General features: G+C 58.1%; 26 protein-coding genes and 1 pseudogene. 17 read left to right on the forward strand and 10 right to left on the reverse strand.

Features of this window, described 5'->3' with window-relative positions:
- Positions 1-6: 6 nt before the first annotated feature.
- The 5 genes from purH (at position 7) to ACR0MP_RS18460 (ending at position 5,359) form a co-directional block, all read left to right on the forward strand.
- Complete coding sequence (purH, locus tag ACR0MP_RS18440; RefSeq protein WP_170737226.1) at positions 7-1,596, forward strand: bifunctional phosphoribosylaminoimidazolecarboxamide formyltransferase/IMP cyclohydrolase; 1,590 nt, start codon at positions 7-9, stop codon at positions 1,594-1,596.
- Complete coding sequence (gene lspA / locus ACR0MP_RS18445) at positions 1,596-2,066, forward strand: signal peptidase II (RefSeq protein WP_480887457.1); 471 nt, start codon at positions 1,596-1,598, stop codon at positions 2,064-2,066. Before purH ends, lspA begins: the two co-directional genes overlap by 1 nt.
- 50 nt (positions 2,067-2,116) lie before the next feature.
- A complete protein-coding gene (locus ACR0MP_RS18450; RefSeq protein ID WP_170566971.1) occupies positions 2,117-2,632 on the forward strand; it encodes a DUF3035 domain-containing protein in 516 nt (171 codons plus the stop codon).
- A gap of 85 nt (positions 2,633-2,717) precedes the next feature.
- Positions 2,718-4,058, forward strand: coding sequence for a M16 family metallopeptidase (locus tag ACR0MP_RS18455; protein WP_480887455.1), 1,341 nt, complete (start codon positions 2,718-2,720; stop codon positions 4,056-4,058).
- Positions 4,055-5,359, forward strand: a complete 1,305-nt coding sequence (locus tag ACR0MP_RS18460; RefSeq protein WP_480887453.1) for a M16 family metallopeptidase — start codon at positions 4,055-4,057, stop codon at positions 5,357-5,359. The genes ACR0MP_RS18455 and ACR0MP_RS18460 overlap by 4 nt, the downstream gene beginning before the upstream one ends.
- A gap of 531 nt (positions 5,360-5,890) precedes the next feature.
- Here the strand turns inward: ACR0MP_RS18460 and ACR0MP_RS18465 are convergent.
- Genes ACR0MP_RS18465 through deoC form a run of 3 tightly spaced genes read right to left on the reverse strand, consistent with a single transcriptional unit; the run spans position 5,891 to position 10,075 of the window.
- The gene (locus tag ACR0MP_RS18465) at positions 5,891-6,706 is read right to left on the reverse strand and encodes an SDR family oxidoreductase (protein WP_480887452.1); all 816 of its coding nucleotides are present in this window, start codon (positions 6,704-6,706) and stop codon (positions 5,891-5,893) included.
- Between the two features lie 25 nt (positions 6,707-6,731).
- Positions 6,732-9,065 carry an aldehyde dehydrogenase family protein gene (locus ACR0MP_RS18470; RefSeq protein ID WP_170408485.1) on the reverse strand — a complete coding sequence of 778 codons (2,334 nt, stop codon included), beginning with the start codon at positions 9,063-9,065 and terminating at the stop codon, positions 6,732-6,734.
- 11 nt (positions 9,066-9,076) lie between these two features.
- Positions 9,077-10,075 (reverse strand): deoxyribose-phosphate aldolase, encoded by a 999-nt coding sequence (deoC, locus tag ACR0MP_RS18475; protein WP_170408484.1) that lies wholly within the window; start codon positions 10,073-10,075, stop codon positions 9,077-9,079.
- Positions 10,076-10,274: 199 nt separating this feature from the next.
- Here deoC and ACR0MP_RS18480 point away from each other — a divergent pair, with 199 nt between their 5' ends.
- From ACR0MP_RS18480 to ACR0MP_RS18505, 6 genes are all read left to right on the forward strand, one after another.
- Positions 10,275-11,228: a metal ABC transporter solute-binding protein, Zn/Mn family gene (locus ACR0MP_RS18480; protein WP_170408483.1), complete on the forward strand. Its 954-nt coding sequence runs from the start codon at positions 10,275-10,277 to the stop codon at positions 11,226-11,228.
- 3 nt (positions 11,229-11,231) lie between these two features.
- The gene (locus ACR0MP_RS18485; RefSeq protein ID WP_170408482.1) at positions 11,232-12,035 is read left to right on the forward strand and encodes a metal ABC transporter ATP-binding protein; all 804 of its coding nucleotides are present in this window, start codon (positions 11,232-11,234) and stop codon (positions 12,033-12,035) included.
- A gap of 2 nt (positions 12,036-12,037) precedes the next feature.
- The gene (locus ACR0MP_RS18490) at positions 12,038-13,243 is read left to right on the forward strand and encodes a metal ABC transporter permease (protein ID WP_170737233.1); all 1,206 of its coding nucleotides are present in this window, start codon (positions 12,038-12,040) and stop codon (positions 13,241-13,243) included.
- Entirely contained in the window at positions 13,240-14,169 is a 930-nt protein-coding gene (locus ACR0MP_RS18495; protein ID WP_170408480.1) for a metal ABC transporter permease, read from the forward strand. Before ACR0MP_RS18490 ends, ACR0MP_RS18495 begins: the two co-directional genes overlap by 4 nt.
- Before the next feature lie 283 nt (positions 14,170-14,452).
- On the forward strand, positions 14,453-16,303 hold the full coding sequence (gene mutL / locus ACR0MP_RS18500; RefSeq protein ID WP_170408479.1) for a DNA mismatch repair endonuclease MutL: 1,851 nt from the start codon (positions 14,453-14,455) through the stop codon (positions 16,301-16,303).
- A 52-nt stretch (positions 16,304-16,355) separates the two neighbouring features.
- Positions 16,356-17,585: a DNA recombination protein RmuC gene (locus tag ACR0MP_RS18505; protein WP_170408478.1), complete on the forward strand. Its 1,230-nt coding sequence runs from the start codon at positions 16,356-16,358 to the stop codon at positions 17,583-17,585.
- Between the two features lie 3 nt (positions 17,586-17,588).
- Here the strand turns inward: ACR0MP_RS18505 and ACR0MP_RS18510 are convergent, their stop codons facing one another.
- Genes ACR0MP_RS18510 through ACR0MP_RS18520 form a run of 3 tightly spaced genes read right to left on the reverse strand, consistent with a single transcriptional unit; the run spans position 17,589 to position 19,360 of the window.
- The gene (locus tag ACR0MP_RS18510) at positions 17,589-17,993 is read right to left on the reverse strand and encodes a hypothetical protein (protein WP_480893851.1); all 405 of its coding nucleotides are present in this window, start codon (positions 17,991-17,993) and stop codon (positions 17,589-17,591) included.
- 49 nt (positions 17,994-18,042) lie between these two features.
- Positions 18,043-18,693 (reverse strand): ChrR family anti-sigma-E factor, encoded by a 651-nt coding sequence (locus tag ACR0MP_RS18515; RefSeq protein ID WP_170737234.1) that lies wholly within the window; start codon positions 18,691-18,693, stop codon positions 18,043-18,045.
- 10 nt (positions 18,694-18,703) lie between these two features.
- Positions 18,704-19,360, reverse strand: coding sequence for a sigma-70 family RNA polymerase sigma factor (locus ACR0MP_RS18520; RefSeq protein WP_170737246.1), 657 nt, complete (start codon positions 19,358-19,360; stop codon positions 18,704-18,706).
- A 147-nt stretch (positions 19,361-19,507) separates the two neighbouring features.
- Here ACR0MP_RS18520 and ACR0MP_RS18525 point away from each other — a divergent pair, with 147 nt between their 5' ends.
- The 4 genes from ACR0MP_RS18525 (at position 19,508) to ACR0MP_RS18540 (ending at position 21,308) form a co-directional block, all read left to right on the forward strand.
- Positions 19,508-20,278 (forward strand): DUF1365 domain-containing protein, encoded by a 771-nt coding sequence (locus tag ACR0MP_RS18525; protein ID WP_170608931.1) that lies wholly within the window; start codon positions 19,508-19,510, stop codon positions 20,276-20,278.
- An 87-nt stretch (positions 20,279-20,365) separates the two neighbouring features.
- Positions 20,366-20,683, forward strand: coding sequence for a DUF3775 domain-containing protein (locus ACR0MP_RS18530; RefSeq protein ID WP_170408475.1), 318 nt, complete (start codon positions 20,366-20,368; stop codon positions 20,681-20,683).
- A gap of 130 nt (positions 20,684-20,813) precedes the next feature.
- The gene (locus tag ACR0MP_RS18535; RefSeq protein ID WP_170394595.1) at positions 20,814-21,050 is read left to right on the forward strand and encodes a DUF1127 domain-containing protein; all 237 of its coding nucleotides are present in this window, start codon (positions 20,814-20,816) and stop codon (positions 21,048-21,050) included.
- A gap of 57 nt (positions 21,051-21,107) precedes the next feature.
- Positions 21,108-21,308, forward strand: a complete 201-nt coding sequence (locus tag ACR0MP_RS18540) for a DUF1127 domain-containing protein (RefSeq protein WP_480614420.1) — start codon at positions 21,108-21,110, stop codon at positions 21,306-21,308.
- 66 nt (positions 21,309-21,374) lie between these two features.
- On the opposite strand, the gene ACR0MP_RS18545 is transcribed toward ACR0MP_RS18540, so the two are convergent.
- From ACR0MP_RS18545 to ACR0MP_RS18560, 4 genes are read right to left on the reverse strand one after another with little or no spacing between them, the layout of a single operon-like run.
- Positions 21,375-22,517 (reverse strand): saccharopine dehydrogenase family protein, encoded by a 1,143-nt coding sequence (locus ACR0MP_RS18545; protein WP_480887447.1) that lies wholly within the window; start codon positions 22,515-22,517, stop codon positions 21,375-21,377.
- Positions 22,518-22,520: 3 nt separating this feature from the next.
- Positions 22,521-23,576, reverse strand: a complete 1,056-nt coding sequence (locus ACR0MP_RS18550) for a saccharopine dehydrogenase (RefSeq protein WP_170408473.1) — start codon at positions 23,574-23,576, stop codon at positions 22,521-22,523.
- A gap of 14 nt (positions 23,577-23,590) precedes the next feature.
- The gene (locus tag ACR0MP_RS18555) at positions 23,591-24,205 is read right to left on the reverse strand and encodes a glutathione S-transferase family protein (RefSeq protein WP_170408472.1); all 615 of its coding nucleotides are present in this window, start codon (positions 24,203-24,205) and stop codon (positions 23,591-23,593) included.
- 10 nt (positions 24,206-24,215) lie between these two features.
- On the reverse strand, positions 24,216-24,866 hold the full coding sequence (locus tag ACR0MP_RS18560) for a histidine phosphatase family protein (RefSeq protein WP_170408471.1): 651 nt from the start codon (positions 24,864-24,866) through the stop codon (positions 24,216-24,218).
- A 129-nt stretch (positions 24,867-24,995) separates the two neighbouring features.
- Between ACR0MP_RS18560 and ACR0MP_RS18565 the strand changes: the two genes are divergently transcribed.
- Positions 24,996-26,183, forward strand: coding sequence for a Zn-dependent hydrolase (locus ACR0MP_RS18565; RefSeq protein ID WP_170408470.1), 1,188 nt, complete (start codon positions 24,996-24,998; stop codon positions 26,181-26,183).
- Positions 26,184-26,474: 291 nt separating this feature from the next.
- Positions 26,475-26,596: pseudogene (gene gcvT, locus ACR0MP_RS18570) on the forward strand (glycine cleavage system aminomethyltransferase GcvT); the annotation flags it as partial.

Below are 26,596 nucleotides of genomic sequence, written 5' to 3' on the forward strand. Positions count from 1 at the left end.
GGACCCATGACCGACCTTCACCCCGTGCGCCGCGCGTTGCTTTCCGTTTCCGACAAAACCGGGCTGATCGAGCTGGGAACGGCGTTGGCCGAACGCGGGGTTGAACTGCTTTCGACCGGCGGTACCGCGAAGGCGCTACGCGATGCGGGGTTGGAGGTGAAAGATGTCAGCGAGATCACCGGCTTCCCCGAGATGATGGATGGCCGGGTCAAAACGCTGCACCCGATGGTCCATGGCGGGCTGCTGGCTCTGCGCGATAATGACACCCATGTCGCCGCGATGAACGAACATGGTATCGGCGCAATCGACCTGCTTGTGGTAAATCTCTACCCGTTTGAAGCGACCGTGGCTAAAGGCGCTGCCTATGATGAGTGCATCGAGAACATCGATATCGGCGGCCCAGCCATGATCCGGGCGGCATCCAAGAACCATGCCTTTGTAAACGTGGTTGTGGATGTCGAAGATTACTCGTCGCTGCTGGATCAGCTGGAAGAGAATTACGGTAAGACTTCTCTGGGCTTCCGTCAGTGGTTGGCGCAAAAGGCCTATGCCCGCACTGCCGCCTATGACACAGCCGTGTCCAACTGGATGGCCGATGCGCTGGAGCTTGAGGCGCCCAAACGCCGCGCCTTTGCCGGTGAGCTGAAACAGACCTTACGATATGGCGAGAATAGCCACCAGTCGGCAGCGTTCTATGTAGATGGCTCGGGTCGACCGGGCGTGGCGACGGCGGTACAGCATCAGGGCAAGGAACTGAGCTATAACAACATCAACGATACCGATGCCGCCTTTGAGTTGGTCGCTGAGTTCGACCCGGTCGAAGGGGCAGCTTGTGCGATTATCAAGCATGCCAATCCGTGTGGTGTAGCGAAAGGTGCGACGCTGCTTGAGGCCTATAAAGCCGCGTTCGACTGCGACAGGACGTCGGCATTTGGCGGTATCGTGGCGTTGAATCAACCGCTGGACGCGGAAACCGCGCAGGAGATCACGGGGATTTTCACCGAGGTTGTGATCGCTCCAGGGGCGTCAGACGAGGCCAAGGCGATCTTCGCCGCCAAGAAGAACCTGCGCCTGCTGACGACCGAAGCTCTGCCGGATTTGACCGCCGGTGGTAAAACTGTGCGACAGGTGGCCGGTGGCCTGCTGGTGCAGGACAAGGATAACGGCTTTGTTGGTATGAATGATTTGAAGGTGGTCACCAAAAAAGCGCCATCTGAGGAGCAGATGCGCGACCTGCTGTTCGCGTGGAAAGTGGCGAAACATGTCAAATCCAACGCCATCGTCTATGTCAAAGACGGCGCGACCGTGGGTGTCGGCGCGGGGCAGATGAGCCGCGTTGACTCGGCACTGATCGCGGCAAAGAAAGCCGAGCGTATGGCTGATGCGCTGGGCTTGCCCCAGCCGCTGACCATCGGTTCGGCCGTAGCTTCTGATGCTTTCTTCCCCTTCCCCGATGGGCTTATGGAGGCCGCCGAGGCAGGCGCAACATGCGTTATTCAGCCCGGCGGTTCGATGCGTGATGATGAAGTGATCGCGGCGGCGGATGAAGCCGGTCTGGCCATGGTCTTCACCGGCATGCGGCATTTCCGTCACTGATGCGCGGTTCGTTCATCCTATGGGCCGGATTGGCGGTGTTTTTGATCGACCAGATCAGTAAGTATCTGGTCGTCCACGTAATGCGCGTGGCGCAGGGCGATATCGACGTGCTGCCACCGCTTCTGGTTTTCAGATACGGCGAGAATCGCGGCATCAATTTTGGCCTGTTTCAGGGCGACGGTGACGCCGCCCGCTGGGTGCTGATCGGGGTTTCCGTGGCGATCTGCCTGGGCGTCCTGATCTGGCTGGGCCGCATCGCTCCTACGAAGCTTCAACAATTCTGCGGGGGTCTCCTGATCGGCGGTGCGCTGGGAAATGTCGTGGACCGGGTGCTTTACGGCTATGTTCTCGACTTTTTGAACATGTCCTGCTGCGGGATCAGCAACCCTTTTGTGTTCAATCTGGCGGATGTGTTCATATTTGCGGGAGCTTTGGGATTGGTCCTGTTCGATGGCAAAAAGCCCTCGTGACCTGCCGGTCGATATGCGATAAAAGCGCCTGAAACTGGCTGGAGACACTGATGCGTATGCCACGCGCCATTCTTGTTCTGACACTCGCCGTTGTCGTTGCGGGCTGTTCCGATATTGGTTTGCGCAATCTTGATCCGCCCGGAGCGGGGCCGGATGAATTTTCGGTATTGCCCGTCAAGCCGCTGACCCAGCCCAAGGACTACGCCTTTCTTCCAGCGCCGACTCCCGGCGGTGCAAACCTGACCGATCCTAACCCCAAAGCGGACGCCGTTGTGGCGCTGGGTGGTAGTGAGGCAGCGCTGAACCCGAATACCTCAATACCGGCCAGCGATGCGGCGCTTGTGACGGCCTCAAGCAGATATGGCGTTCCTGCCAATACGCGTCAGATAACGGCCGAAGAGGATGCGGCTTTCCGCAAAAATCGCGGTCGCTGGACCCGCCTGCGCCTGTTCCCGGTTGATCGGTACTCGCAGGTCTATGAACGTCAGTCAATCGATGCGAACGCGACCAATGAAGCGGCGCGTCGTCGTGGGATCGAAACGCCGTCGGCCCCGCCGCTGGAATGAATTCTTCTTAACTTTCCGTCATTGGCCTTGAACCCCGGCGGCACCACCGTAGTTTGAATATCAGAAATGAAACGGAGGATGCCCCATGGTTCGGGCCCTGGCATTGTCGGCTGCCCTGATCGCCGCCACCCCCTTGTTCGCGAAAGAGGGGCAAGAGGCTGTCACCACATTTACGCTGGAAAACGGCATGGACGTCGTAGTGGTCGAGGATCATCGCGCTCCTGTTGTGCAGCATATGGTCTGGTACCGGGCCGGATCCGCCGATGAACCGATCGGATCCTCTGGCGTTGCGCATTTCCTGGAACATCTGCTGTTCAAAGCCACCGACACAATGGAGGCGGGCGAGTTGTCAGCCACTGTCGCGGCCAATGGCGGCAATGACAACGCTTTCACTTCTTACGACTACACCGCCTATTTTCAGCGCGTCGCCGCTGACCGGCTGGAACTGATGATGCGGATGGAGGCAGATCGTATGCGCAACATCCGCCTGACCGAGAATGATATCATCACCGAACGCGACGTGGTTCTGGAAGAGCGTAATCAGCGGACCGAAAACAATCCACGCGCTCTGTTCGGAGAACAGATGAATGCAGCGCAATATTTGAACCACCGTTACGGAGCGCCGATTATCGGCTGGCGCCACGAGATGGAGGCGTTGGATATGGACGACGCCCTGTCCTTCTACCAGACCCATTATGCACCCAATAACGCCATATTGGTCGTCACCGGAGATGTTGACCCCGACGAAGTCAGGGCGTTGGCCGATCAGTACTACGGTGTTATCCCAGCCAACCCTGATTTGCCCGAGCGGGTACGCTCGCAAGAACCACCCCAGACTGCCGAACGTCGCCTGACTTTCAAGGATGCGCGTGTCGCACAACCCTACGTGCAGCGCAGCTATCTGGCCCCTGAACGGGACGCCGGTGAGCAGGAGAAGGCCGCTGCCCTGTTTCTTTTGGCGGAATTGCTGGGAGGAAGCACAACCTCATATCTGAATGAAAAGCTGCAATTTGAGCAGCAGAAGGTGGTCTATACCGGTGCGTTCTACAAGGGGGTCTCATTGGATGACACGACCTTTGATCTGATCGTTGTGCCGGCTGAGGGCGTTTCGCTTCAGGATGCGGAGGATGCCATGGATCAGGCCGTTGCGGATTTCATCGCGGAAGGTGTCAAGGATGAAGACCTGGAGCGCATTAAGATGCAGCTCCGCGCCGCGCAGACCTATGCGCGCGATAACGTGGACGGTATTGGAAACCGCTATGGTCGTGCGTTGACCAGCGGGTTGACGGTCGAAGATGTGCAGGCCTGGCCCGACATCCTGCAGGCTGTGACGGGTGACGAGATCATCGCGTCTGCCCGTGAAGTGCTGCAACCTGAAACCTCGGTCACTGGCTGGCTGATGCGTGACGATGAGGTGACACAATGAAACGGTTTGCCGCAACGCTGATTGCGCTGATCATTGCCCTTCCCGCCTGGGCCGAGATTAAGATCAAAGAGGTAAACTCGCCCGGTGGTATTACCGCTTGGCTGGTCCAAGATCATTCGATCCCCTTCACTGCGCTGGAACTGCGGTTTCGTGGAGGAACGTCGCTGGATGATCCCGATAAACGCGGCGCGGTCTATCTGATGAGCGGCCTGATTGAGGAAGGCGCCGGCGACATGGATGCCCGCACCTATGCACGCGAACTTGAATCTCTGGCAGCGTCCTTCAGCTACAGGGCAACAGATGATACGGTCTCCATTTCGGCGCGGTTCCTGACTGAGAACCGGAATGAAGTGATTGATTTGCTGCAGACCACGATTCATGAACCGCGTTTCGATGAGGATGCGATCGATCGGGTGCGCGCTCAGGTGATTTCGGGTCTGAAGTCCGACCAGACTGATCCAAGCGATATTGCCGGACGCAGTTTTGCTGAAATGGCATATGGGGATCATCCTTATGCGTCGGACGGTAAAGGTACGATTGAAAGCGTTTCAATCCTGACCCGCGACGACATCGTCGCTGCCTACGACAATGTCTTTGCCAAGGACAGACTGTACGTCGGGGCTGTTGGCGACATCACGGCAGAAGAGCTGGGGGTACTGTTGGACGAATTGCTGTTGGATCTGCCAGCAACCGGAAAACCCATTCCAGACAAGGCGAAGGTCACCATTGACGGCGGTGTCAGCGTAGTGGACTTCAACACTCCGCAATCCGTCGCCCTGTTCGGGCAAAGTGGCATTGATCGCGATGATCCCGATTTCTTTGCGGCCTATATCCTGAATCACATTCTTGGCGGCGGCGGATTCGAAAGCCGCCTGATGCAGGAAGTGCGTGAAAAGCGTGGCCTGACCTACGGCGTGGCGACCTATCTGGTGCCTAAGGATTTGGCCTCGGTTTATCTGGGCTCAGTCTCATCTGCCAATGACCGCATCGCCGAAGCGGTCGAGGTGATCCGTCAGGAGTGGGCGCGCGCGGCTGCGGAAGGCGTGACGCAAAAGGAACTGGATGACGCCAAGACCTATCTAACCGGGGCCTATCCGCTGCGTTTCGACGGCAATGGCCAGATTGCCGGGATCATGGTGGGGATGCAGATGGAAGATCTGCCAATCGACTATATCGCGACTCGCAATGACAAGGTGAATGCGGTGACGCTGGAGGATGTGAACCGGGTCGCCTCTGAACTGCTGGATCCTGAGGGGTTACATTTCACCATCGTCGGTAAACCCGAAGGGGTCGACGGCTGACGAAATGCGCCTCAACCTAGGGGCGAATCAATTCGTCGTCATTGGTGATTTTTCTTGCGTCTGGCGCGAATGAGTGGTGTGGACCAATGAGGGAAGCAGCAAAGCTACCTGTCGAAAATACCTAGATCGCAGTGCGACAGGTCAAAAACCGGCGAATTTCAGCCTAAAGTTGCCGTTAACTCAACTTGGTCACACTTTGGCCAGAAATTTCGCGAATTCTGTGGTTGTCGAGGATGGAGATAGGATGCAACAAATCAACATCTCCTAAGGCGAAGCTCGGGACGGATAACGGCACTATGATAGTTGCGATAATAGGACTGGGAACACTTGCAGGGTTGTTAACCTTTGCTGCCGCTTTGGTTCTCGGTCAATCCCTGCTCAGCGCTTTCGCACTTTACGTGGTAGCCGGTGCGCTGACATCGCTTTTGGTTGCGGCTGGTATCTATTTCCGAAGCTCTTAAACTAGATGGGCCGGAAGTAATGCCCAGCGACTGAATAAGCCAGCCACCAGGCCGATCCCCGCGTCCTCACCTAAGCTTTGTCCTTTTTCGCCTCGCGCAGCATCTGTCCCATCATCTGGCCAAACTTGCCCGAGCCGCGTTGATACAAAGCCCCATCAACCGCCATGACCGTGCCGCTGATATAGCTGGCCATATCAGAGCTGAGGAACAGGCAGGCATTGGCCACATCCTGCGGTTGGCCCCAGCGACCCAGCGGGACATCCCGGCGCAGCTCTTCATGAGCGTTTTCGGTAGGGGCCAACCGTTTTGCGCCTTCGGTTCCTTCGATGAAGCCCGGAACAACCGAATTCACGCGAATCCCCTCGACGCCCCATTCCATCGACAGAGTTCGGGTGATCTGATCAACGCCCGCCTTGGCGGCGCAAACATGGGCCTGCCCTTCGTAAGGCAGATAGGATTGCGGGGCCGAAATGTTGATAATGCTGGCACCGGGACGTTTGAGATAGGGGTAGGCCCCTTTCATGACGTGGATCGTGCCCATCAGATCGATATCTATGACCGCCTTGAATGCATTGACCGACATTTCAGATGCCAGCGCTGGGAAGTTGCCGGCAGCACCAGAAATCAGGACATCGAAATCTCCAAAAGCGTCGTGGAATTGCTTAAGGCCTTCGGCTACGGCCTCTGGATTGCGAACGTCGAACGCCGCGCCGGTCGCGTCGGATGCGCCTGCTGCTTTCAACGCAGCCACGGTATCATCGACCTTTTCCTGCGACCGACTGGCGACAGCCAGATTAGCACCCGAGGCGGCAAAGGCCTCGGCAATGCCGCGATTGATACCGCTGGTGCCACCAATGACGATGACGGTCTTACCTGAAAAATCCATTTAGGCCTCCGGTGGTACGGGGGCCTTACTCTCCGTAGGGCACCCAGATGTTTTTCACTTCGGTCGCAGCCTGCAGGAAGCGGCGCGAATGGTCCACGCTCCAGTCAAATGCCGTCGCGTTATTGACCCAAGTCCGCTTCAGATTTCCGGCCGAGACGACCTCGATATCTTTAGACAGATCGGTGGACGAGAACGACCAGACCGCATCCACGTTCAGATGCGAGGCCAGCGGCTTTGCCAGCTCTGCGTGGCTGCCGGTCAGGATGTTGACCACACCGGCGGGCACGTCCGAGGTTTCTAGGATCTGGTAAAAATCCGTTGCTGCCAGCGGGTAGGGCTCACTTGCCGCCAGAACCACCCGGTTGCCCATCGCAATCGCTGGCGCCATGGCCGAAACTAGACCCAAGAGGGGTGTTTCGTCAGCACACAGGGCGCCGATCACGCCAACCGGCTCTTTCATGGCAATGGCGACGCCCCGGATCGGAACACCATGTACTTGACCATCATACTTGTCCGCCCAGGCGGCGGCGGTGAACAGTCGCTGGATCGAGGCCTCAACCTCTTTCGCGCCGTCTTTCTTACCGGTCATCGCATCAATACGAGCAGCGAACTCACCCGCACGTGCCGAGAGGTTTTCACCGATGTAATACAGAATCTGAGCCCGCAGATGGCCGGTGGTCTTGGACCAGCCTTTTGCACCCGCTGCAGCCTCAACCGCGTTGCGCACGTCCTTACGGTTGGCCAGACCCACATGGCCAAGTAGGCCGGATTTGCCCCAGACGGGTTTCGAATAGCCGCCATCGGGCCGCGCCTGCTTACCGCCGACATACATCTTGGCGGTGCGGTCAATAGGATCGACTGGAGCGCCTTCGCCCATTGCCGCCTCAATCTTCGCCAGCGGTTTGGCCTTGGCTTTGGGCTTGGTATAGGCCGTCAGCCCTTCCCAACCGCCTTCACGGCCAAAGCCGCTTTCGCGTACACCGCCGAACCCGGCAGCAGCGTCGAACAGGTTAGTTGCGTTCACCCAGACCACGCCCGCAACCAGCTTGGGCGCGATATCCAGCGCGAGGTTCACGTTCTCGGTCCACACAGTCGCGGCCAGCCCGTAGCGGGTGTTGTTGGCCAACTCGACCGCTTCTTCCGGGGTGCGGAAGGTCGAAGAAACCAGAACCGGGCCAAAGATTTCTTCCTGCATCAGCGGATCGGAGGTTTCGAGTCCTGAAATCAAAGTTGGTGGATAGTAGCAGCCATTCGAGGGCAGCTCACAGGCCGCCTGATGAACATGCCCAACCGTGTTGCTTTCGACCATGCCCTTGATGGTCTGTAACTGCACGGGGTCCACAACCGCACCCACGTCGATGCACTTGTCCAGCGGATCGCCGATGCGCAGCTTGTCCATACGGGCACGCAATTTGTCGTGGAAGCGATCAGCGATACCCTCCTGCACCAGAAGGCGCGAGCCCGCACAGCAGACCTGGCCCTGGTTGAACCAGATCGCGTCGACCAAGCCTTCGATCGCTGAATCAATATCGGCGTCGTCAAAGACGATGTAGGCGGACTTGCCGCCCAGTTCCAACGTCAGTTCTTTGCCAAAGCCAGCGGTCGCTTCACGGATGCGACGGCCCACGACGGTCGAGCCGGTAAAGGCGATTTTGTCGACGTCCGAAGACACGATCATCTCACCAACGGCACCATCACCTGTGACGATGTTGACCACGCCTTTCGGCAACCCGGCCTGAGAGCAGATATCTGCAAACAGCAGCGCGGTCAGCGAGGTGTACTCGGCCGGCTTCAGAACCACCGTGTTGCCCATTGCAATTGCAGGCGCGATCTTCCACGCCAGCATCAGCAGCGGGAAGTTCCACGGGATGATCTGGCCGCAAACACCCAGTGCTTCGGCATAGGGCAATTCGCTTTCCATCAACTGCGCCATGCCCGCGTGATAGTAGAAATGCCGCTGTGCCAGGGGGATGTCGATGTCGCGGGATTCACGGATCGGCTTACCGTTGTCGAGGCTTTCGAGCACGGCAAACAAACGCGAGTGCTTCTGCAGCAGGCGCGCAATCGCGTAGAGGTAGCGCGCACGACCCGCACCGCCCAGCTTCTCCCATTTCGGCTGCGCTTTGCGCGCCGCAGAAACGGCGGCGTCCACGTCAGCCTGTTTGGCTTGTGTCAGCTTGGCCAGAACCTCTCCGGTTGCTGGGTTGCGGCTGTCGAATCCTTTGCCGGGTTTGGTAAACGCGCCATCGATGTAGTGGCCGAACTTGTCGCCCTGATCGACCAGCCAGGCCAGTGCCTCGGCTGCGCTTTCGGGGGCAGGGCCGTAGTCCATGGTCTCGAAAATCTCTTTGACTGTCATTGTTTTTGTCCTCAGCCCATGGAGTGACGGTAACCGGCGGAGTATGCGCCGGTGACATAGTGTTCCAACTGCCGCTCAATGTCGCCCAGCAATGATGAGGCACCAAAGCGAAACAGATCCGGCTCCAGCCAGCGGTCGCCCAGCTCGTCCTTGATCAGCGACAGATAGACCAGCGCATCCTTGGCTTTCGAAATCCCACCCGCAGGCTTGTAGCCTACGCGATAGCCGGTACGGTCATAATAGTCGCGAATAGCTCGGATCATCACCAGCGACACAGGCAAGGTGGCGTTGACGCTTTCTTTGCCGGTCGAGGTCTTGATGAAATCAGCGCCCGCCATCATGCATACCAGCGAAGCACGCGCGACGTTGCGCAGGCTGCCCAGCTCTCCGGTCGCCAAAATGGCTTTGACATGTGCATCGCTGCAGGCGACGCGGAAGGCCTTCATCTCATCATACAGGGCCTGCCAGTCGCCAGACAGCACATGACGGCGCGAGATGACGATGTCGATCTCCTCGGCTCCGGCCTTCACGCTTTCTTCGATCTCTGCCACACGCAGATGAAACGGAGAGAGCCCAGCCGGGAAGCCAGTGGATACCGCCGCAACCGGAATACCAGTGCCTTCCAATGCGTCCACAGCCGTTTCGATCATGTCATGGTAGACACACACCGCTCCGGTTGTGATCGGCGGCATGTCCAGCGCCTGCAGAACTGAAGACGCGATAGGCTGACGAGCCTTTGCGCACAGGCGACGAACCCGCCCAACCGTGTCATCGCCCGATAGCGTGGTCAGGTCGATCATTGTGATCGCTTTGAGCAGCCATGCGGCCTGGTATTCTTTTTTCACTGACCGCCGACCAGGCAGCGTCGCTGCGCGGCGCTCGATGGCCGAAGTGTTGGCCTGCACGGCCCGCACCCAATCCAGGTCCAGATCCATTCCTGGGTTCCGGGGCTCGGTCACTTGCGGCAGATGCGGGGTGCGCACGGTGCTTTCTGAGCTCTGCGTTTCCATTATTCCGTCCTTTTGGAGGTTCGCGTCAAAATCGCATGGGTCGCAGCGAAAGGGAAGGTGTGCCAGCGTCGTAAGGGGCAAATTTTTGACCAAATGGACAAATATAGTCGTTTTCTTGCGAGTAATTCGCATTTGCATTGACTTAGTTGCGAATGGTTCTCATATTTTGACTTAACAGGATAACCGTTCGGAGTCTGAAATGATTCGTCGATCGCTACTTACGGCATTGGCTCTCGTGCTTGTGTGGCCCGTTGCCGCAATCGCTCAAGCGCCGCTGAAAGTCGTCGCCACCACCGGCATGATTGCAGACGCTGCGCGCCAGGTCGGCGGTGAACAGGTCGACGTGAAGGGCTTGATGGGACCCGGTGTCGACCCTCACGCTTATCGCCAGACCCGCACCGATATTGTTGCGATGACCCGAGCTGATCTGGTGCTGTGGCACGGCCTCTATCTAGAGGCTCAGATGGAAGGTTTCTTTGACGATCTGGGCCGCAAGCGGACAGTGGTTGCCGTGGCGGATGGCATCGACACATCGAAACTGCGCGCCCATGACGACTACGCTGACAAATTTGACCCGCATGTCTGGATGAGCCCGGTTCTGTGGCGCGATGTCGTGATCGAAGTGCAGGAAGCTCTGACCGAAGCCCGACCCGAAGCGGCAGATGAGTTCGCAGCCAACGCACAAGCTTTTCTGGCCGAGATCGATCTGCTGGCCGCCTATGGCAAGCAGGTTTTGGCGGCCGTTCCCGAAAACAACCGCGTGCTGGTGACTGCGCATGATGCATTTGGCTATTTCGGTGATGAATATGGCTATGAGGTGCTGGGTATTCAGGGCATCTCGACCCAATCCGAGGCAGGGTTGAACCGGATCGGTGAGTTGGTCGAAACTCTGGTAGAGCGTCAGCTGAACGCCGTGTTTGTGGAGAGTTCCGTTTCAGATCGATCCATGCGTGCCTTGATCGAGGGTGCTTCGGCCGAAGGTCACAAAGTGGGCGTCGGCGGAGAGCTTTATTCCGACGCCATGGGCGAGCCGGGCACTTATGAGGGCACCTATATCGGTATGCTCGATCACAACATTACTGTGATTGCCGGCGCGTTGGGGGCGGATGTGCCCGAACGCGGCATGAACGGAAAACTGTCGGCGGGGTTTTGAGCCATGATTGAACTCGCCACAGTTCAAGGGGTTTCTATCGAAGGGCAGGACATTGATCTCTGTCCTCTCGCCATACGGGGTTTGACCGTCTCGTACGGTCAGAAACCCGCAGTCTTCTCGGTCGATATGACGGTGCAGCCCGGCGCCATGACGGCAATTATCGGGCCAAATGGGGCTGGCAAATCAACCTTGCTAAAGGCTGCTTTGGGGATCGTGTCTCCGCTGTCGGGTCAGGTGACCGTGTTTGGTCAGCCGCTCGAGGACCAGCGGGCCCGCATCGCCTATGTACCACAGCGCGCCAGCGTGGACTGGGATTTCCCGACGCGCGTGATTGATGTGGTGCTGATGGGCTTGTCGCGTCAATTGGGCCTGCTGGGTCGTGTTCGTGCCCGCCATACCGCCCGTGCCATGGACTGTCTGCACCGTGTCGGGATGCGGGAATTTGCCGACCGTCAGATCGGGCAGCTTTCTGGTGGTCAGCAACAGAGGGTCTTTCTTGCGCGCGCTTTGGCACAGGATGCCGACATGTATTTGTTGGACGAACCTTTTGCAGGCGTGGACGCCGCGACTGAAAAGGCGATCATCGCCGTGCTGAAATCGTTGAAAGAGGCTGGCAAGACCGTTGTTGTAGTGCATCACGATCTGGCCACGGTCACCGAATATTTCGATCATGTGTTCCTGATCAACACCCGCAAAGTGGCCGAGGGACCAGTGGAGCAGGCCTTTACCGCTGAAACGCTGCAAGCCGCTTATGGCGGACGTCTTGCAACGGCTCAAATCGATCAGATTTCGCGCGCGCTGGGGTAATCATGCTTTGGGAGGCTTTGACCTTACAGCTTGGCTATAACGCCACGCTGGTTGCCATTGGTGCGACGTTACTGGGCGTTTCGGCAGGTGTGACGGGCACGTTCTTATTCCTGCGTAAACGCGCGCTGGTTAGCGATGCCATCAGCCACGCGACCCTACCGGGCGTTTGCCTTGCCTTCATGGTGCTGGTGGCTTTCGGTGGTGATGGGCGTAATTTGATCGGACTGCTTGCAGGTTCGGCAATATCTGCATGGGTTGGTTTGCTCTGTATGAACTGGCTGACCAGTCGCACACGTTTGGCAGAAGATGCAGCGATCGGCGCAGTGTTGTCGGTGTTCTTCGGTTTTGGTGTCGTACTGCTGACCGTTATTCAAACCATGGGGGTTGGACGCCAGGCAGGATTGGAAGGATTCTTGCTGGGTTCCACTGCTGGGATGCTATGGGCTGATGCTCTGGTCATCGCGATCGGTGGCGCGGCAACGTTGGTACTGGTGATGATCATCCGCCGCCCGATGACGATGGTCGCCTTCGATCCTGAATATGCCGCTGCGCGCGGGTTGCCCGTGCATCGGATTGATCTGGCGATGATGGGGCTCGTGATGGCGGTGACCGTGGTCGGGCTAAAGATCGTTGGTCTGATACTGATTGTTGCTCTGCTGATCATCCCGCCTGTGACAGCGCGGTTCTGGACGGAGCGATCCGACCGCGTGGTCGTCCTGGCCGGTTTGGCCGGAGGTCTTGCAGGGTATCTGGGGGCAGGTGTTTCGGCCTCGGCTCCGAACCTGCCGACCGGACCGATCATCGTTCTGGTCAGTTTTGGGTTCTTTGCCCTGTCGCTCCTGTTCGCGCCGGTTCGGGGCGTGTTGGCAGCTATTCTCAGCCACCTTCGGTTCCAGCGTCGAGTGCACATTCGGCAGGGACTGCTGGCGCTGGCGCAGGGGCAGCAAATCTATGAACCCCTAACCATTCGCCTGTTACGCCGCACCGGCCTTGTGCGCGCCGATGGAGTTGCAACAGAGGAAGGGAGGGCGCGTGCGGCCAAGGCCCTACGAGACGAAAAGCGGTGGGAGATCGTCCGCGCGGATCAGGCGCATGAGGCCACTGCGGCGCTGTACGATGGGCTGCGCGATATCGAGACCGTGCTGACTCGCGATCAGATCGCCGAGATTGATCGTCGTATCGGCGGCCCGCAGGAGGTCACGCCATGAGCGGAGAAGAGTTCGTACCCCTGTCGCTGACGCCTTTGTTGATTGGGACATTCGCGGCCATCGCATGCGCTCTGCCCGGCAACTTTCTGGTGCTGCGCAAACAGGCGCTGATTGGCGACGCGATCAGCCATGTGGTGTTGCCCGGTATTGTCGTCGCGTTTCTGCTGACAGGCGCAATTTCAACATGGCCGATGATGCTTGGCGCAGCAGGGGCTGCTGTGGTCGCCGTGGTTATGATCGAAGCGATCCGGCGATTGGGTCAGATCGAGCCGGGGGCAGCGATGGGTGTCGTATTCACGACCATGTTCGCCGGTGGTGTCCTACTGCTTGAGCAGACTGACACTTCGACCGTCCATTTGGACGTTGAACATGCGCTTTACGGCAATCTGGAAAGCTTGATCTGGCTGGATGCAACGGACTGGTCATCGCTGCTGGATCTACAGGCATTGGCAGGGTTGCCACCTGAATTGCCGCGCATTGCGCTGACACTGACGGGGGTCTTGCTGTTCACGTGGTTGTTCTGGCGACCGCTCAAGATATCAACCTTCGATGAAGGCTTTGCGCGCACAATTGGTATCAGCACTGGTGCGTTAGGGATGGCGCTGGTGATCATAGCTGCGATTGCTGCTGTCGCGGCATTTGATGCAGTGGGGTCGATCATCGTGATTGCAATGTTCATCTGCCCGCCAGCTGCGGCACGGATGATGACCAACCGGTTGGAAGTCCAGATCGTCTGGAGTGTCCTGTTCGCAACCCTTTCCGCCGTGTCCGGTTATGTTTTGGCAGGCTATGGCCCATTGTGGTTGGGGGCTGCGGATGCTGTCAGCGCCGCAGGAATGATCGCCACGATATCAGGCCTGATTCTGGCGCTGACCGCTGCTTTTGGCCCATGCCGAACCCGCAGCGGAGCGCCCAGTCAGGCTTGACTTGGCGTATTCACGCCAACGCCCATCACGCAGTTTCGGCTGAACTTCGCCAAGTGGAAACAATCACGAATTCTTAACAAGATTTATTCCATTTTCGGTGATACCAAACTTTCAATTGGAAACCACAAGACCACCACTCACTCTGGTATATCCGGCCAGTTCTGACCTTAGTCGCTACCCCCTTAACGGCGGGGTCAAACTGGCCGGATACCTCGTTTAAAGCCCGCTCTTCACAATTCAAACCAGTGGTCGAATCGCGTGCACATATGCTAGGTCTAGCGGTATGGTGTATGCTAACCCCAATATCAGCGACGATCGGCCGGTCATTCGACAGCTTGACGACGCAGCGATCAACCGGATTGCAGCGGGTGAAGTCGTGGAACGGCCTGCTTCTGCCGTCAAGGAACTGGTCGAAAACGCCATCGATGCCGGGGCCACACGTATCGCTATTGAGGTCGCGGATGGCGGCAAGACCCTGATTCGTGTCACCGATGATGGATGTGGGATCGCAGCGGGGGATTTGCCTCTGGCGCTGTCGCGCCATGCGACATCGAAGATCGACGGGTCAGATCTGTTGAATATCCACACATTTGGATTTCGCGGTGAAGCACTGCCCTCGCTGGGGGCTGTCGGGCGTTTGACCATCACCAGCCGTGTCTCGGGTGCTGATGCGGCCTCGATCCAGGTGTCCGGTGGCAAAATGGATGCAGTGAAGCCAGCAGCCTTGCGCGCTGGGACTGTGGTTGAGTTGCGAGACCTGTTTTACGCCACCCCGGCACGGCTGAAGTTCATGCGCACGGACCGGGCCGAGGCGCAGGCGATTTCAGACATTGTGAAACGTTTGGCGATGGCCGAGCCTTCGGTCGCGTTCACCCTGCGCGATGTCTCGGGCGGGGGAGAGGGGCGCGTGACCTTCCGCGCCGACCGCGAGAATGGCGATCTGTTTGATGCGCTGCATGCCCGATTGGCGCGCGTTCTTGGCCGTGAGTTCGCTGAGAATGCTTTGCAGATCGATGCCACACGCGAAGGGCTCAGGCTTTATGGCTATGCCGCGCTGCCGACCTATTCGCGCGGGGCTGCAGTGGCGCAGTATCTGTTCGTCAATGGGCGACCCGTGCGGGACAAGATGCTGACCGGTGCGCTGCGAGCGGCCTATTTCGATTTCCTCAGCCGCGACCGGCATCCGGCGGCGGCGCTGTTCATAGATTGCGATCCAACGCTGGTGGATGTGAATGTACATCCGGCAAAATCCGAGGTTCGGTTCCGCGATCCGGGCCTCGCGCGTGGCTTGATCGTGTCCAGCCTGCGTCACGCGTTGGCCGAGGCCGGGCACCGGGCATCTTCGACCGTGGCCAACGCAACCTTGGGTGCGATGCGGCCCGAGCCGGCACCTGCAACCCCGGCGCGGGTGTATCAAATGGATCGCCCGTCACCCGCGGCGCGTCAGGCGGCCTATCGGGCGCAGTCTCCGGGCTTTGCGGAACTGTCGCAGGACTATAGCGGACGCATCATGGAACCGGTGCCCGAAACTGCACCGGTGGATGAGCCGCAAGACCTGCCCTTGGGGGCGGCGCGCGGGCAGGTGCACGAGAATTACATCATCGCCCAAACGGCAGACGGCATGGTGATCGTGGATCAACACGCTGCACATGAACGGCTGGTTTACGAAAAGCTCAAGTCCCAGATGGCCGAAAATGGCGTTGCCGCACAAGCGTTGTTGATCCCCGAAATCGTCGAACTGACAGACGGTGACTGCACACGTCTGATGGCCGTTGCAGAGGACCTGTCGCGCTTTGGATTGACCATCGAACCCTTTGGTGGCGGGGCAATCGCCGTGCGCGAAACTCCGGCCATTCTTGGCGAGGTCGATGCCCGCGCGATGATCCTCGATATCCTTGATGAGCTCTCCGATCAGGGCGAAAGCCAGATGGTGCAAGCGCGGATCGAGGCGATCCTGAGCCGCGTGGCCTGCCATGGCTCGGTTCGGTCTGGCCGTCGGATGCGGGCCGAAGAGATGAATGCCCTGCTGCGTGAGATGGAGGCGACGCCCCATTCCGGGCAGTGCAACCACGGGCGGCCAACTTATGTGGAACTGAAGCTGAGCGATATCGAACGCCTGTTCGGCCGCAGTTGATCCGCTGGCCCGCTCGGGCTATGAAGAATAAAACAAGAACATCTGAGGCGATATGATCGAGATTGCTGGCACCCAATATGCATTGAATGACCCTATCATCCTGATTGCAGGCGGGGTGGTGGTGTTGATTCTGCTGCTTCTGTTTCTGTCACTTCGAGCGTCACAGCGTTCAGCTCGGATGGCGGAGCCGCTGGCCCGGCAGATGGCGCACCTTGGGCAGCATGTGCAGCAACTGGGCCAGGGGCAGGAACAACTGCGGGGTGGCCTACAGCATGTCTCGGACACGCAAGCCAACGCGCAGGTGCAGGTGATCCAGACCGTTGAATCCCGCCTGTCATCGGTGCAACAGCAGATGAATGACCGGCTGGCCGATAACGCGATGAAATCGGCGTGCGCTCTGGCTGAGATGCAGGAGCGGATGAAGGAATCGCTGCATGGTTCGTCGAAACAGACGGCGACCTCGCTGACGCAATTGCAGGAACGTCTGGCAGCCATCGACAAGGCACAGGACAATATCACCAAGCTTTCAGGCGACGTGCTGTCATTGCAGGATATTCTGTCGAACAAGCAGACGCGCGGGGCATTCGGGGAAATCCAGCTGAACGATATCGTTTCAAAGGCGCTGCCATCAGATAGTTTTCAGCTGCAGGCCACGTTATCGAACGGACGGCGCGCTGATTGCCTGATCAACCTGCCGAACCCTCCCGGACCGATCGTGATCGACAGTAAGTTCCCGCTGGAAGCCTATGAGGCGCTGATCGGATCGACCAACGACATGGAGCTGAAAGCAGCGGTACAGATGTTCCGCAGTACCGTGCGCAAGCACATCAACGATATTGCCGAGAAGTACATTCTGGACGGTGAAACTGCAGATGGTGCGCTGATGTTTCTACCCTCTGAGGCAGTCTATGCCGAGCTGCACGCCAAGTTCCCTGAATTGGTGCAAGAGAGTTTCTCGAAACGCGTTTGGATCGTTTCACCCACAACTTGCATGGCGACGCTGAACACCATGCGGGCGATCCTTAAAGATGCGCATATGCGCGAACAGGCCGGTGCGATCCGCAAGGAATTGGGGCTGCTGCATAAGGATGTGGAACGTTTAGGCGACCGGGTGTCGAACCTCGACCGTCATTTCGGGCAGGCTGCAAAGGATATCTCGGAAATCAAGATCAGCGCGGAGAAGGCGGGTCGCCGGGCGCAACGGTTGGACAATTTCGATTTCGAAGAGCTTGCGCCGGATGACCAAACAAACGTCGTACCGCTGGGCAAAACCGAAGGGTAAGCGTTATTGGATCGACAGGTCCAAATTGTAACCAACCGTCTTGCCTGTGTCGCGATCGTTACCCATCAGATAAACACGTATGGTGTAGTCGCCATCATCGGGAAGCTCGATCCGGGCGGTATTTCCATCGATTGAGCCGTTATAAATTGCGACGCCGTCGCTATCCGGCGGCAAGATGTTAAAGTAGATCACGCCGTTGCCATTGGTGTCACTGACCGTAAGGTCGGCGAACATCTCCTGTCCCGCTTTGGCGCCCAGTTTATAGTCGAAATATTCGTCGCCGGTGACAGTACCGTTAACCATCGTGCCGAAATTGCCCGGTTGGAATTTAACGTCTGCGGACATCTGTGCGGAAACGCTGGCTCCAAAAGTCAGCAAAAGCGCTGTGACTGCCATCCTTAAGAACATTTAAAACCCCGATTTAGTTAGCGTCGATAAACAACCCTACCACGACGGATCAGATTCGAAGGAATGGCTGGAACAGGCGTGGCATCAGCTTGCTGAACTTCAGTGGAGCATCAGTGACGGCCAGGCAAATGCAGTCTTCAGAGATATCTGCCGTAGGGGTATGATGGATAGACTGGTCAGCGATTTCGACATCGCCGCGGTCGAAGCGGTCGATCTCGTCAGAGAATGCACCCTGCAGGACCATCGTCAGTTCTATGCCATTATGGCTGTGATCCGGCACTGCTGCCCCGGCGGGGATAAACAACAACCGGGCGGTGGCTTCGCTGGTCGTGGGCAGGATTGCCTGTTTGACACCCATGCCGACGGGCTTCCATTTGATCGCGTTCACGTCGCCACCGACATAGTCCTGCAGCGGAGTCGGAAGAACTGCACAAGACGGGTGCGCGGGTTTCACCTTTGGTGCGCCCTGAGCAATCAATGCCATTGTTGCCGCCAGTGAGCCGTCACTCATGCTTGCTAACGCATCTTGTTCCTGCAAAACGCATCCGCCAACTGCGTCAAAGCTTTCAGCGCGGGCGCGGCAGTGGTCGCACAGAGACAGATGCGTTGCGACCATCAGGTCAAACGCTTCGGGCAGATTGCCTGCGGCATAGGCCATCAGCAGGTCGTCTGTCAGGTGATGTTTAATCTCGTTTTTCATGCTCGTCATCTCAGTTCATCGCGTGGCGCAAGCGGTCCAGCGCCAGCCGTATCCGTGATTTGATCGTTCCCAAGGGCAACCCGGTCTGAGATGCGATTTCTCGATGGCTCAGATCTCCGAAGTAGGCCTTCTCGATCAGCTGTCTTTGCGCCTCAGGTAATGCCGCCATGGCATCACGCAGCTGCGCGGTTTCCTGTTGCAGCGCTAGAACGTCTTCCTGTTCCGGCTCCGCCTCCGGCCCCCACCCGAGGTCTTCGGGTTCGGGGCGGCGTTGCTTGCGCAATACGTCAATGCGCTTGTTCCTTGCGATCGTGAACACCCAGGTCGCAACCGTTGCCCTTGTCGGGTCAAACAGATGCGCCTTGTGCCACAAGGTCGCCATGACTTCCTGCGCGCATTCTTCAGCCAGGGCGGCATCCGAACCGGACTTGATCAGGAACGCCTTGATACGAGGCGCGAAATGCTGAAACAGTTCGGCGAAGGCCACCTGATCGTGAGCGTCTCGGATTCGACGGACGTGTTCCACCCAATCCTTTCTGGCGCCACAAGTATTATTCTGTCCGTTCACCGAGTTGCCCTTAAAACGCTTAGGTCCGCGCCAAACAATTCTTCCAGCAGCTTCTGCCGCCGGTTCGTCCAATGTCGCGGTGTCAGTCTCGGTAAACATAACCACAATACGTGGGGACACCCAAGGTGGATCAGTCGGTTGGATAAATTTCATCCAAAACCGGCTGAATATCGTATTGTGAGATACCAGATATGCGGAAATGCATGTCAATTGAATGATTTGCGGGCAGGACGGAAAATCTGTTTCATGAACAGAATTGATTATATCGCGGGCCATACCTTTCACGGGCGCAAAGGTGCGGTCGAGAATGCGTTTCGCTATTCCGTCGATTACATCTTGCTAGACCCCGAGGCCCACCCCAAGACCCCATACCTGTTTTCGATCAATGGCGCGAACATGACAAGCTGGCGAGATTGCGATCATGGGGGTGAACCTGGTCAGGGTCGCGGGGCGATCTGGCTGCGTGAATGCTTTGAGGCGCAAGATATTCCACAACCGGACAGGATGACCTTGCTGACACAACCCCGTGTGTTAGGGCATGTGTTCAATCCGGTCAGTTTCTGGTTCTGTTTTGATAAAGATAACCAGCTTTATGCTGTGGTGGCCGAGGTGACCAACACTTATGGCACACGCCATAGCTACTTGTGCCACAAACCCGATCTTTCACCGATCGCACCTACCGATCGGATACTTGCGGACAAGCTGATGCATGTCTCTCCGTTTCAGAAGATCGAGGGCACCTATACCTTCCGCTTTGACTATCAGGACGAACGTGTTGGTGTCTGGATCGATTATGGGCGTGCCCGAGGCGGTTTGATTGCCACGCTGACCGGTCCGCGCCAGCCGTACAGCAACCGGATCATTCTAAAGTCTCTCTGGCGGCGTCCGTTCGGCGCGCGCCGGGCGGTGTTTCTGATCCACTGGCAGGCGGTGAAGCTGTGGTTCAAACGGGCGCGGTTCAGCCCGTTTCGTACCGCGCCGGTTCCCGATCAGCCTGTATCCCGGTCGCGGCACTAAAGCCCTCCGCTTTGCGCAAGATCAAAGACGGTCACCTGTGGGATCGTGCAGAAATGCCTGGACCGCGAACACGAGGAGTTGAGACAGATGTTGGAAATCTCGGCAAGAAAGATCGCCCAGGTCGCCATGATGGGGCGTGAACTGGACCGGGCCGAGGGCGAATTGCGCGCATTCATCGACCGTATGGGTGAGGATGAGCAAGCAGAGCTGGTGGCCGTCATGTGGATCGGTCGAGAAAGCTTTTTTGCCGAGGATTTGGCCGAAGCGATTGCGACGGCTAAGTCCGAAGCCTCGACGCCTTGCGCGGATTATCTGATCGGAACACCGCATTTGTCGGACCATCTGGAAAACGGTTTGGATGCGCTGGGAATTTCAGCCGAGGACGTTGAAAACGATCTGATGTAGTCGGTGATCTGGCGACGGGTCAGCTTATCCTAGCGTATGAAGCAAAATTAATGCGGCCTTCCGTCGGGGTTAATGTCGAGTTCTTTGATCAGGTTCATCAAACACAGCGATGAATCTAGGAGGAACCGTCATGGCACATGTCAATGCAACCGGAGCAGATCATCGGGATCTGCTTTTTGGCCAACTTGTGAACCAAACAGTGCCAAAGTCAGGATGGCAGCGCCGCAAGGTCTACAAGAACACGATCCGGGCGCTAGAAGAACTCAGCGATCGTCAGCTTTTTGATATCGGCATTCCGCGTGGTGAGATCAGGCGGCGCGTATATCGGAACGTCTATCAGAACATACCCTATCTGAACGGCGTTTAAGCCTTTCCGGCGCTGAACGGATATCGGTCCATTTTAAATTTTGCTGAGGTAACGAGTATGCTAGATGCCAACCCAACCCCGAAACAAACCCCTTCAAAAAGCGCATTGATGCTGTTTGACCGGGCGATGAGAATACACGCGATCAGAGCGGATATCGTTTGTGCCGCCCAGGAACTGAACCGGCTTTCTGATTCCGATCTGTCAGAACTGGGCATCAATCGCTGCGATGTTGAAGCGGTGATTGCGCAATACATCTGACGATAGCGGGTTAAGCCGCATTAAGAACGCAGCCGCTCCGAAGGTACCGGAGCGGCTGTTTGTGATTTAGGCCGTGTGGTCCACGATCTGCAGGTGCTGCGCCAGCGTGTCGATCTCGCGCATCCAGTCCTGCACCAGCTTCGGGTCGCTGGGTGCAGCGTGAACTCCTGCGGGAATAGCGCGGTTCAGCACGGCCTCGACGGCCAGTGAAACCGGGATCGAAACCAGCCGCGCCATCGCCGTCCCGCGCGCGTCGCCCCAGGCATCCATGACATAGGTTTTGTGCCAAACTTCAACGCCGTCCTTTTCCGCCTTCAGGCCCACACATAAAACCACGCGGTCAGGCTCGCCCTTGTCATAGGCGTTCTCGGCCCAGAACTGATCCGACATCTCTTTCAAGCGCGCATCGCCTTCGGGGCCGGACAGCGTTTCGATTTCGGTGAACACATCCGACCACGCCTCAGCCCAGCCGTTCAGGCGCAGGGTGCCACGGACAAATTCTTTGACCGGCCAGTGATCCTCGAACTGGTACTCGGCCTTGAAGGGGATCGAGTCGCGGTTCGGGTAAACTTCGAAGCTTTCCGGAGTGGGCAGCGGCGCGATGTAGCTGGTGATCGCGTCCCAAGGTCGGGCGACATCCAGCGGCGCGTAGTCCCGGATTGACTTGGATGGAGAGCGCAGCGCCTTGAGCACACCCAGAGGCGACCAGCTGAATTTGTAGCGGAACGGGTTGGGATTCTTGGGAACGCCTCCGCAATAAGAGATAAAGCTCAGGTGGTTTTGGGGATCAAACGCGTCCGAGGCGCGGTAATCGGCAACCAGAGCGTGCGCCATCAGATGGTCGATGCCCGGGTCCAACCCAACTTCGTTAACCAGTGCAACCCCGGCCTCGCGGGCCTTGCCGTCCAGCGCGCGCATCTCAGGTGCGATATATGAGGAAGAGACAAAGTTGGCTTCTTTCGTGATTGCCAACTCTGACAAAGGTACATGCCAGTCACCAGGCAGCATCGATACGATGACGTCACCTTTTCCCAGCGCCTCACCCAATGCATCGATGTCGAAGGCGCGGATGTCGTCGGTGAGGTCACCGACCTCTGTCTTGGCCTTCTCAATGGTCCGGTTCCAGACAGTGACTTTGTGCCCGCCTTCAATAAGACGGCGCAGGCCGGGGATGGCCGACAGGCCGGTGCCGCACCAGTGAATCGTCATCGCTCAGATCCCTTCAATATGAGTTTTGTAAGTTGCTTCTGCCCGGCCCCAGACGCCGCTATCCAGATCGGTGAGGGTCAACAACGACGGAAGTAATTGCGCCGCGTAGTCCTCGGAACTTTCGACAGGCAGCATCGACGGCAGGTTGTCGATCGCCATAACATCCATCACCGGATCGGTGGCCACGCGCAAGGCGGGGGCATCCCATGTGGTCGCGCGGTCATAGACCGGCACTGGGTTGTAATCGCTATCCGGGTCGCAGGCCACATCGCCGATAGCTGTAAGGTTCCGCGAGGTGGTCAGCGCTGACCGTGGGACAAAGACCGGTGTGCCGGGACGAGCGAAGATACAGTTCAGGAACAGGTCGTGGTCGAGGATTTCTGGGAATGGTCCGCCGCGGGCGGTTTCGGCCATGTCCCACTTGGTAACGCTGACGCCCATTGCCTCGCAGAGATCAGCCGCGCCTGTGCCAACACGGCCCAACGCACCGATGACGATGGCGCGGGGACGGTCGGCGCCGGTGGAGTCCAGCTCGGCCAGCAATTCGGCATTCAATGTGTCTTTGTTCTTATAAACACCAACCGGCGGGCATTCTTCATTTCGTTGCTGGGCCGCCCATGTCTTGAGCGTCACGGCAGCCCCCGCGTACCCAGCCCAATAGCCGAAAGCGGCAACCCGGCGGCCGTTTTCCTCGACCAGATACTCCAGATCATAAAGTGTGCCGCCGCCAGCCTTGAACCGCTGCAAAAGCGCGCGTCCTGCATGTTGCCCCTTATAGGCATGGCCGAACATGATATGGCGGTGGGGCAGGGGCGTGCCGTCCTCGGGCAGCTCCTTGAGGCCAAAGATGATCGCGTCCAGCGGGGCATTGGGCCAGGAATTCTCAGCCGCGATTTCACAGCCCGCGTCCTTGTAGCCATCAATTGCGATGGCGCGGACGGAACTTTCCTCGACCGTCACGCGGATGCCTGCCGCGATCAACGCGGCAGTGCCTTCGGGGGTCAGCCCGACCCGTTCCTCGTTCGGGCGCTGTTCTGCCCGGACCCAGAGATGTGTCATTCCAATTCCTTTTGTCAGAGCATACCGGCAGCGCGTACCGCCTGTACCGAGGGACGCGCCTCCATCGCTTCGCGGAAGGCGATGATCTTTGGAAAGGCCGAGACGTCAACACCGTCGCCCTCCAGCCAGCTGCAAACCACGTACAGGTACGCGTCGGCCAGCGAGAACGCCTCGCCCAAAACAAACGGCCCACGCAACCCGTTCGACGAGATATATGCGCAGGACTCAGTCATGTTTTGCGCGACTTTGTCCTTCATGTCTTTCCAGCTGGATTTCTTGTCTGCCCAACGGGGCCCGCGCATCTTGTGGGCATGGTTCACATGCATGGTCGAGGCGAGATAAAACATCGCCTCTCGCATCCGCGCCGCCATAACCGGATCTGATGGCACCAATCCCGCCTCGGGCGCTTTAGCGGCAATGTATTCCAGCAACGCTCCGGTTTCGGTCAGAATGCCGCCATCCACAACCAGTGCCGGGACCCGACCTTTTGGATTGATCTGCTTATAGGCGGGTTTGGTTTGCTCACCTCCGGCAAAGTCCAGTTGGATGGCCTCATACTCAAGCCCGGCCTCTTCCAGCGCAATTGCCACGGCGACCGAGATTGTGTGGGGGGCATAATAAAGTTGCATTGTAGCCTCCTTACAGATGGGTCTGCGCGAACTGACGGTCTGGCGCTTCCAGATGGGGCACTGCGTTGAACAGAACCGGACTTAGCTGCGCGCCAATCGGGTGCAGACGATGCATCGACGTGTTCATGATGGCAAGCGCCACCCGCGCCATTGATGGGATATCCAAGCCCATCGCCTGCCGCACCACCATCGAGATCAGCCCGCCCGAGGTCACGACAATTGCCGGACCGCCTTCGGTACCTATCTCTCGCAGAGCGTCGCGAACGCGAGTCTCGAACTCCGCAAAGGATTCCGGCGTATCTTCGATCTCGCCCCGGGACCAGGCGGCAAAGGTGCGGGGCAAGTGCTCGACAAAGCCTTCGCGGTCGGTTGGTATTTCAACCCCGTGCTGCTGTTGGAATAACTGGGCGAGGGTGAAATACTCGATCTCATTCAGCCGCGCATCCCGAGTTGGCTGCGGCAGCCCCATGCTGGCCGCAGTTTCCACGTGCCGGTTGAGTGTGCCGCAATAAACCCGAGGGTAATGCAGGCGGGTATCGCGCAAATGCGCGCCCAGCCAACGGGCCTGTTGGTGACCCAGTTCGCTCAGCCGGTCATAGCTCAGCTCATCCCGTGCGGTTGTGTTAGCCTGCCCGTGGCGCACTAATGTGATATGTGACATGATGATCCCTCTTGCGTTGACGTCTTAGGGCAGGTTCGGGGCCGGGACCAGAGGGCTTTCACGCGGGCCCGAAAAAACTCCTATGTCAGGCGAAGTTTACCGCTATGGTCACCCCGACAAGGAGGACCCATGGCTGTCGATCACACACGGTTTCTGACCGATCTACACACGCTGCGTTCATTCGGGGCTTCGGGCGTCGGCAAGGGCGTCGTCCGCCCCGCCTATTCCAAAGCTGATATCGCCGCGCGCCAGTGGCTCGCCGGGCGCATGACCGAGGCTGGCCTGACTCCGCATGTCGACCCGGTTGGAAACCTGTTCGGGTTGGCTGAAGGCCGATCATTGCTGATGGGCTCGCATTCCGACAGCCAGCCCGAGGGCGGTTGGCTGGACGGAGCCCTGGGTGTCATTGTGGCACTGGAAATCGCGCGTTCTAGTGATCGACCCATCTCGGTCGTCAGTTTTCAGGACGAGGAGGGGCGGTTCGGCGTCACCACTGGATCGGCGGTCTGGTCAGGTGGATTATCTTTGGAACAGGCGGACGTGCTGATTGATGGCTCAGGCGTCACCTTTGGCAGTGCGCGGGCTGAAATGGCAAAGAAGTCGCAGGGCTTTGTTGATCCTGTCCGGTTCAGCGGCTTCATCGAAATGCACATCGAACAGGGCCCGGCACTGTATGCAGCCGGTGAACAGATCGGCGTTGTCACCGATATCGTCGGCATCCGCGATATGGTCATCACCTTCCAAGGCCAGCAAAACCATGCTGGAACCACGCCAATGCATTTGCGACGTGACGCGTTTCAGGCCCTGTCGCTGTTCAACACGCGCCTCAGTGACCGGTTCCGTAATGTGGTCACGCCGCAAACCGTCTGGACCATCGGGCGTGTTGATGTTCACCCCAATGCGTCCTCTATCGTGCCGGGACGGGTGCGGTTTTCGATGCAATGGCGCGACGGCGATCCTGAGCGTCTGGTGCGTATGGAAGACATCATTCGCGCGACCGCACAGCAGATTGCCGAAGAGCAGGGCATAACACTAACCTACGGCCCGATGCTGGGGTTAGAGCCCGTCAGCATGGACCCGGTTTTGCGCGGTGCGCTGGAAAGCGGCGCGCAGGCCATTGCGCCTGGGCGTTGGCGCAATATGCCATCCGGAGCGCTCCACGATGCCACCAATGTCTCGCGCCTGATGCCGGTTGCGATGCTCTTTGTCCCGTCGATTGACGGAATCAGCCACGATTTTGCCGAAGACACAGCCGAAGAGGATTTGGTTGCGGGTCTCAGGGTGCTTGATCGCGCAGTTCATTCCCTTGAGGAATGAAGGTAAGTTGAAGACCATTTCATGATTTTCCACGCGAAACCAAGTTACTATCGGGGATGTCCACCAGCGATGGGTGGGTGCTCGGCGCAGTTTTACCGACTTCGAACAAGGAGTGTTGCCTAACGGAAAAAAGTTTCCTATAGGAACATTATTGATGCATGCACCCGTATACTGTTCTGCCGTGATCGAGCCGATCTGCTGAAATCCTAGGCTGAATCGTTGCAATCTGTGCAGCTTGGGTCAGACTGACAGGAACGTTTCTGGGTAACTGATACAAAGCAGGTGGCCACCATGACTTCATCCTTAAAACGCACGCCTCTTTACGCTTTGCATGTTGAGTTGGGGGGTAAGTTGGTTGATTTTGCGGGATGGGAGATGCCTGTTCAGTATCCTTTGGGGATTATGGGGGAGCA

This window comes from Ruegeria sp. K3 (assembly GCF_056531845.1).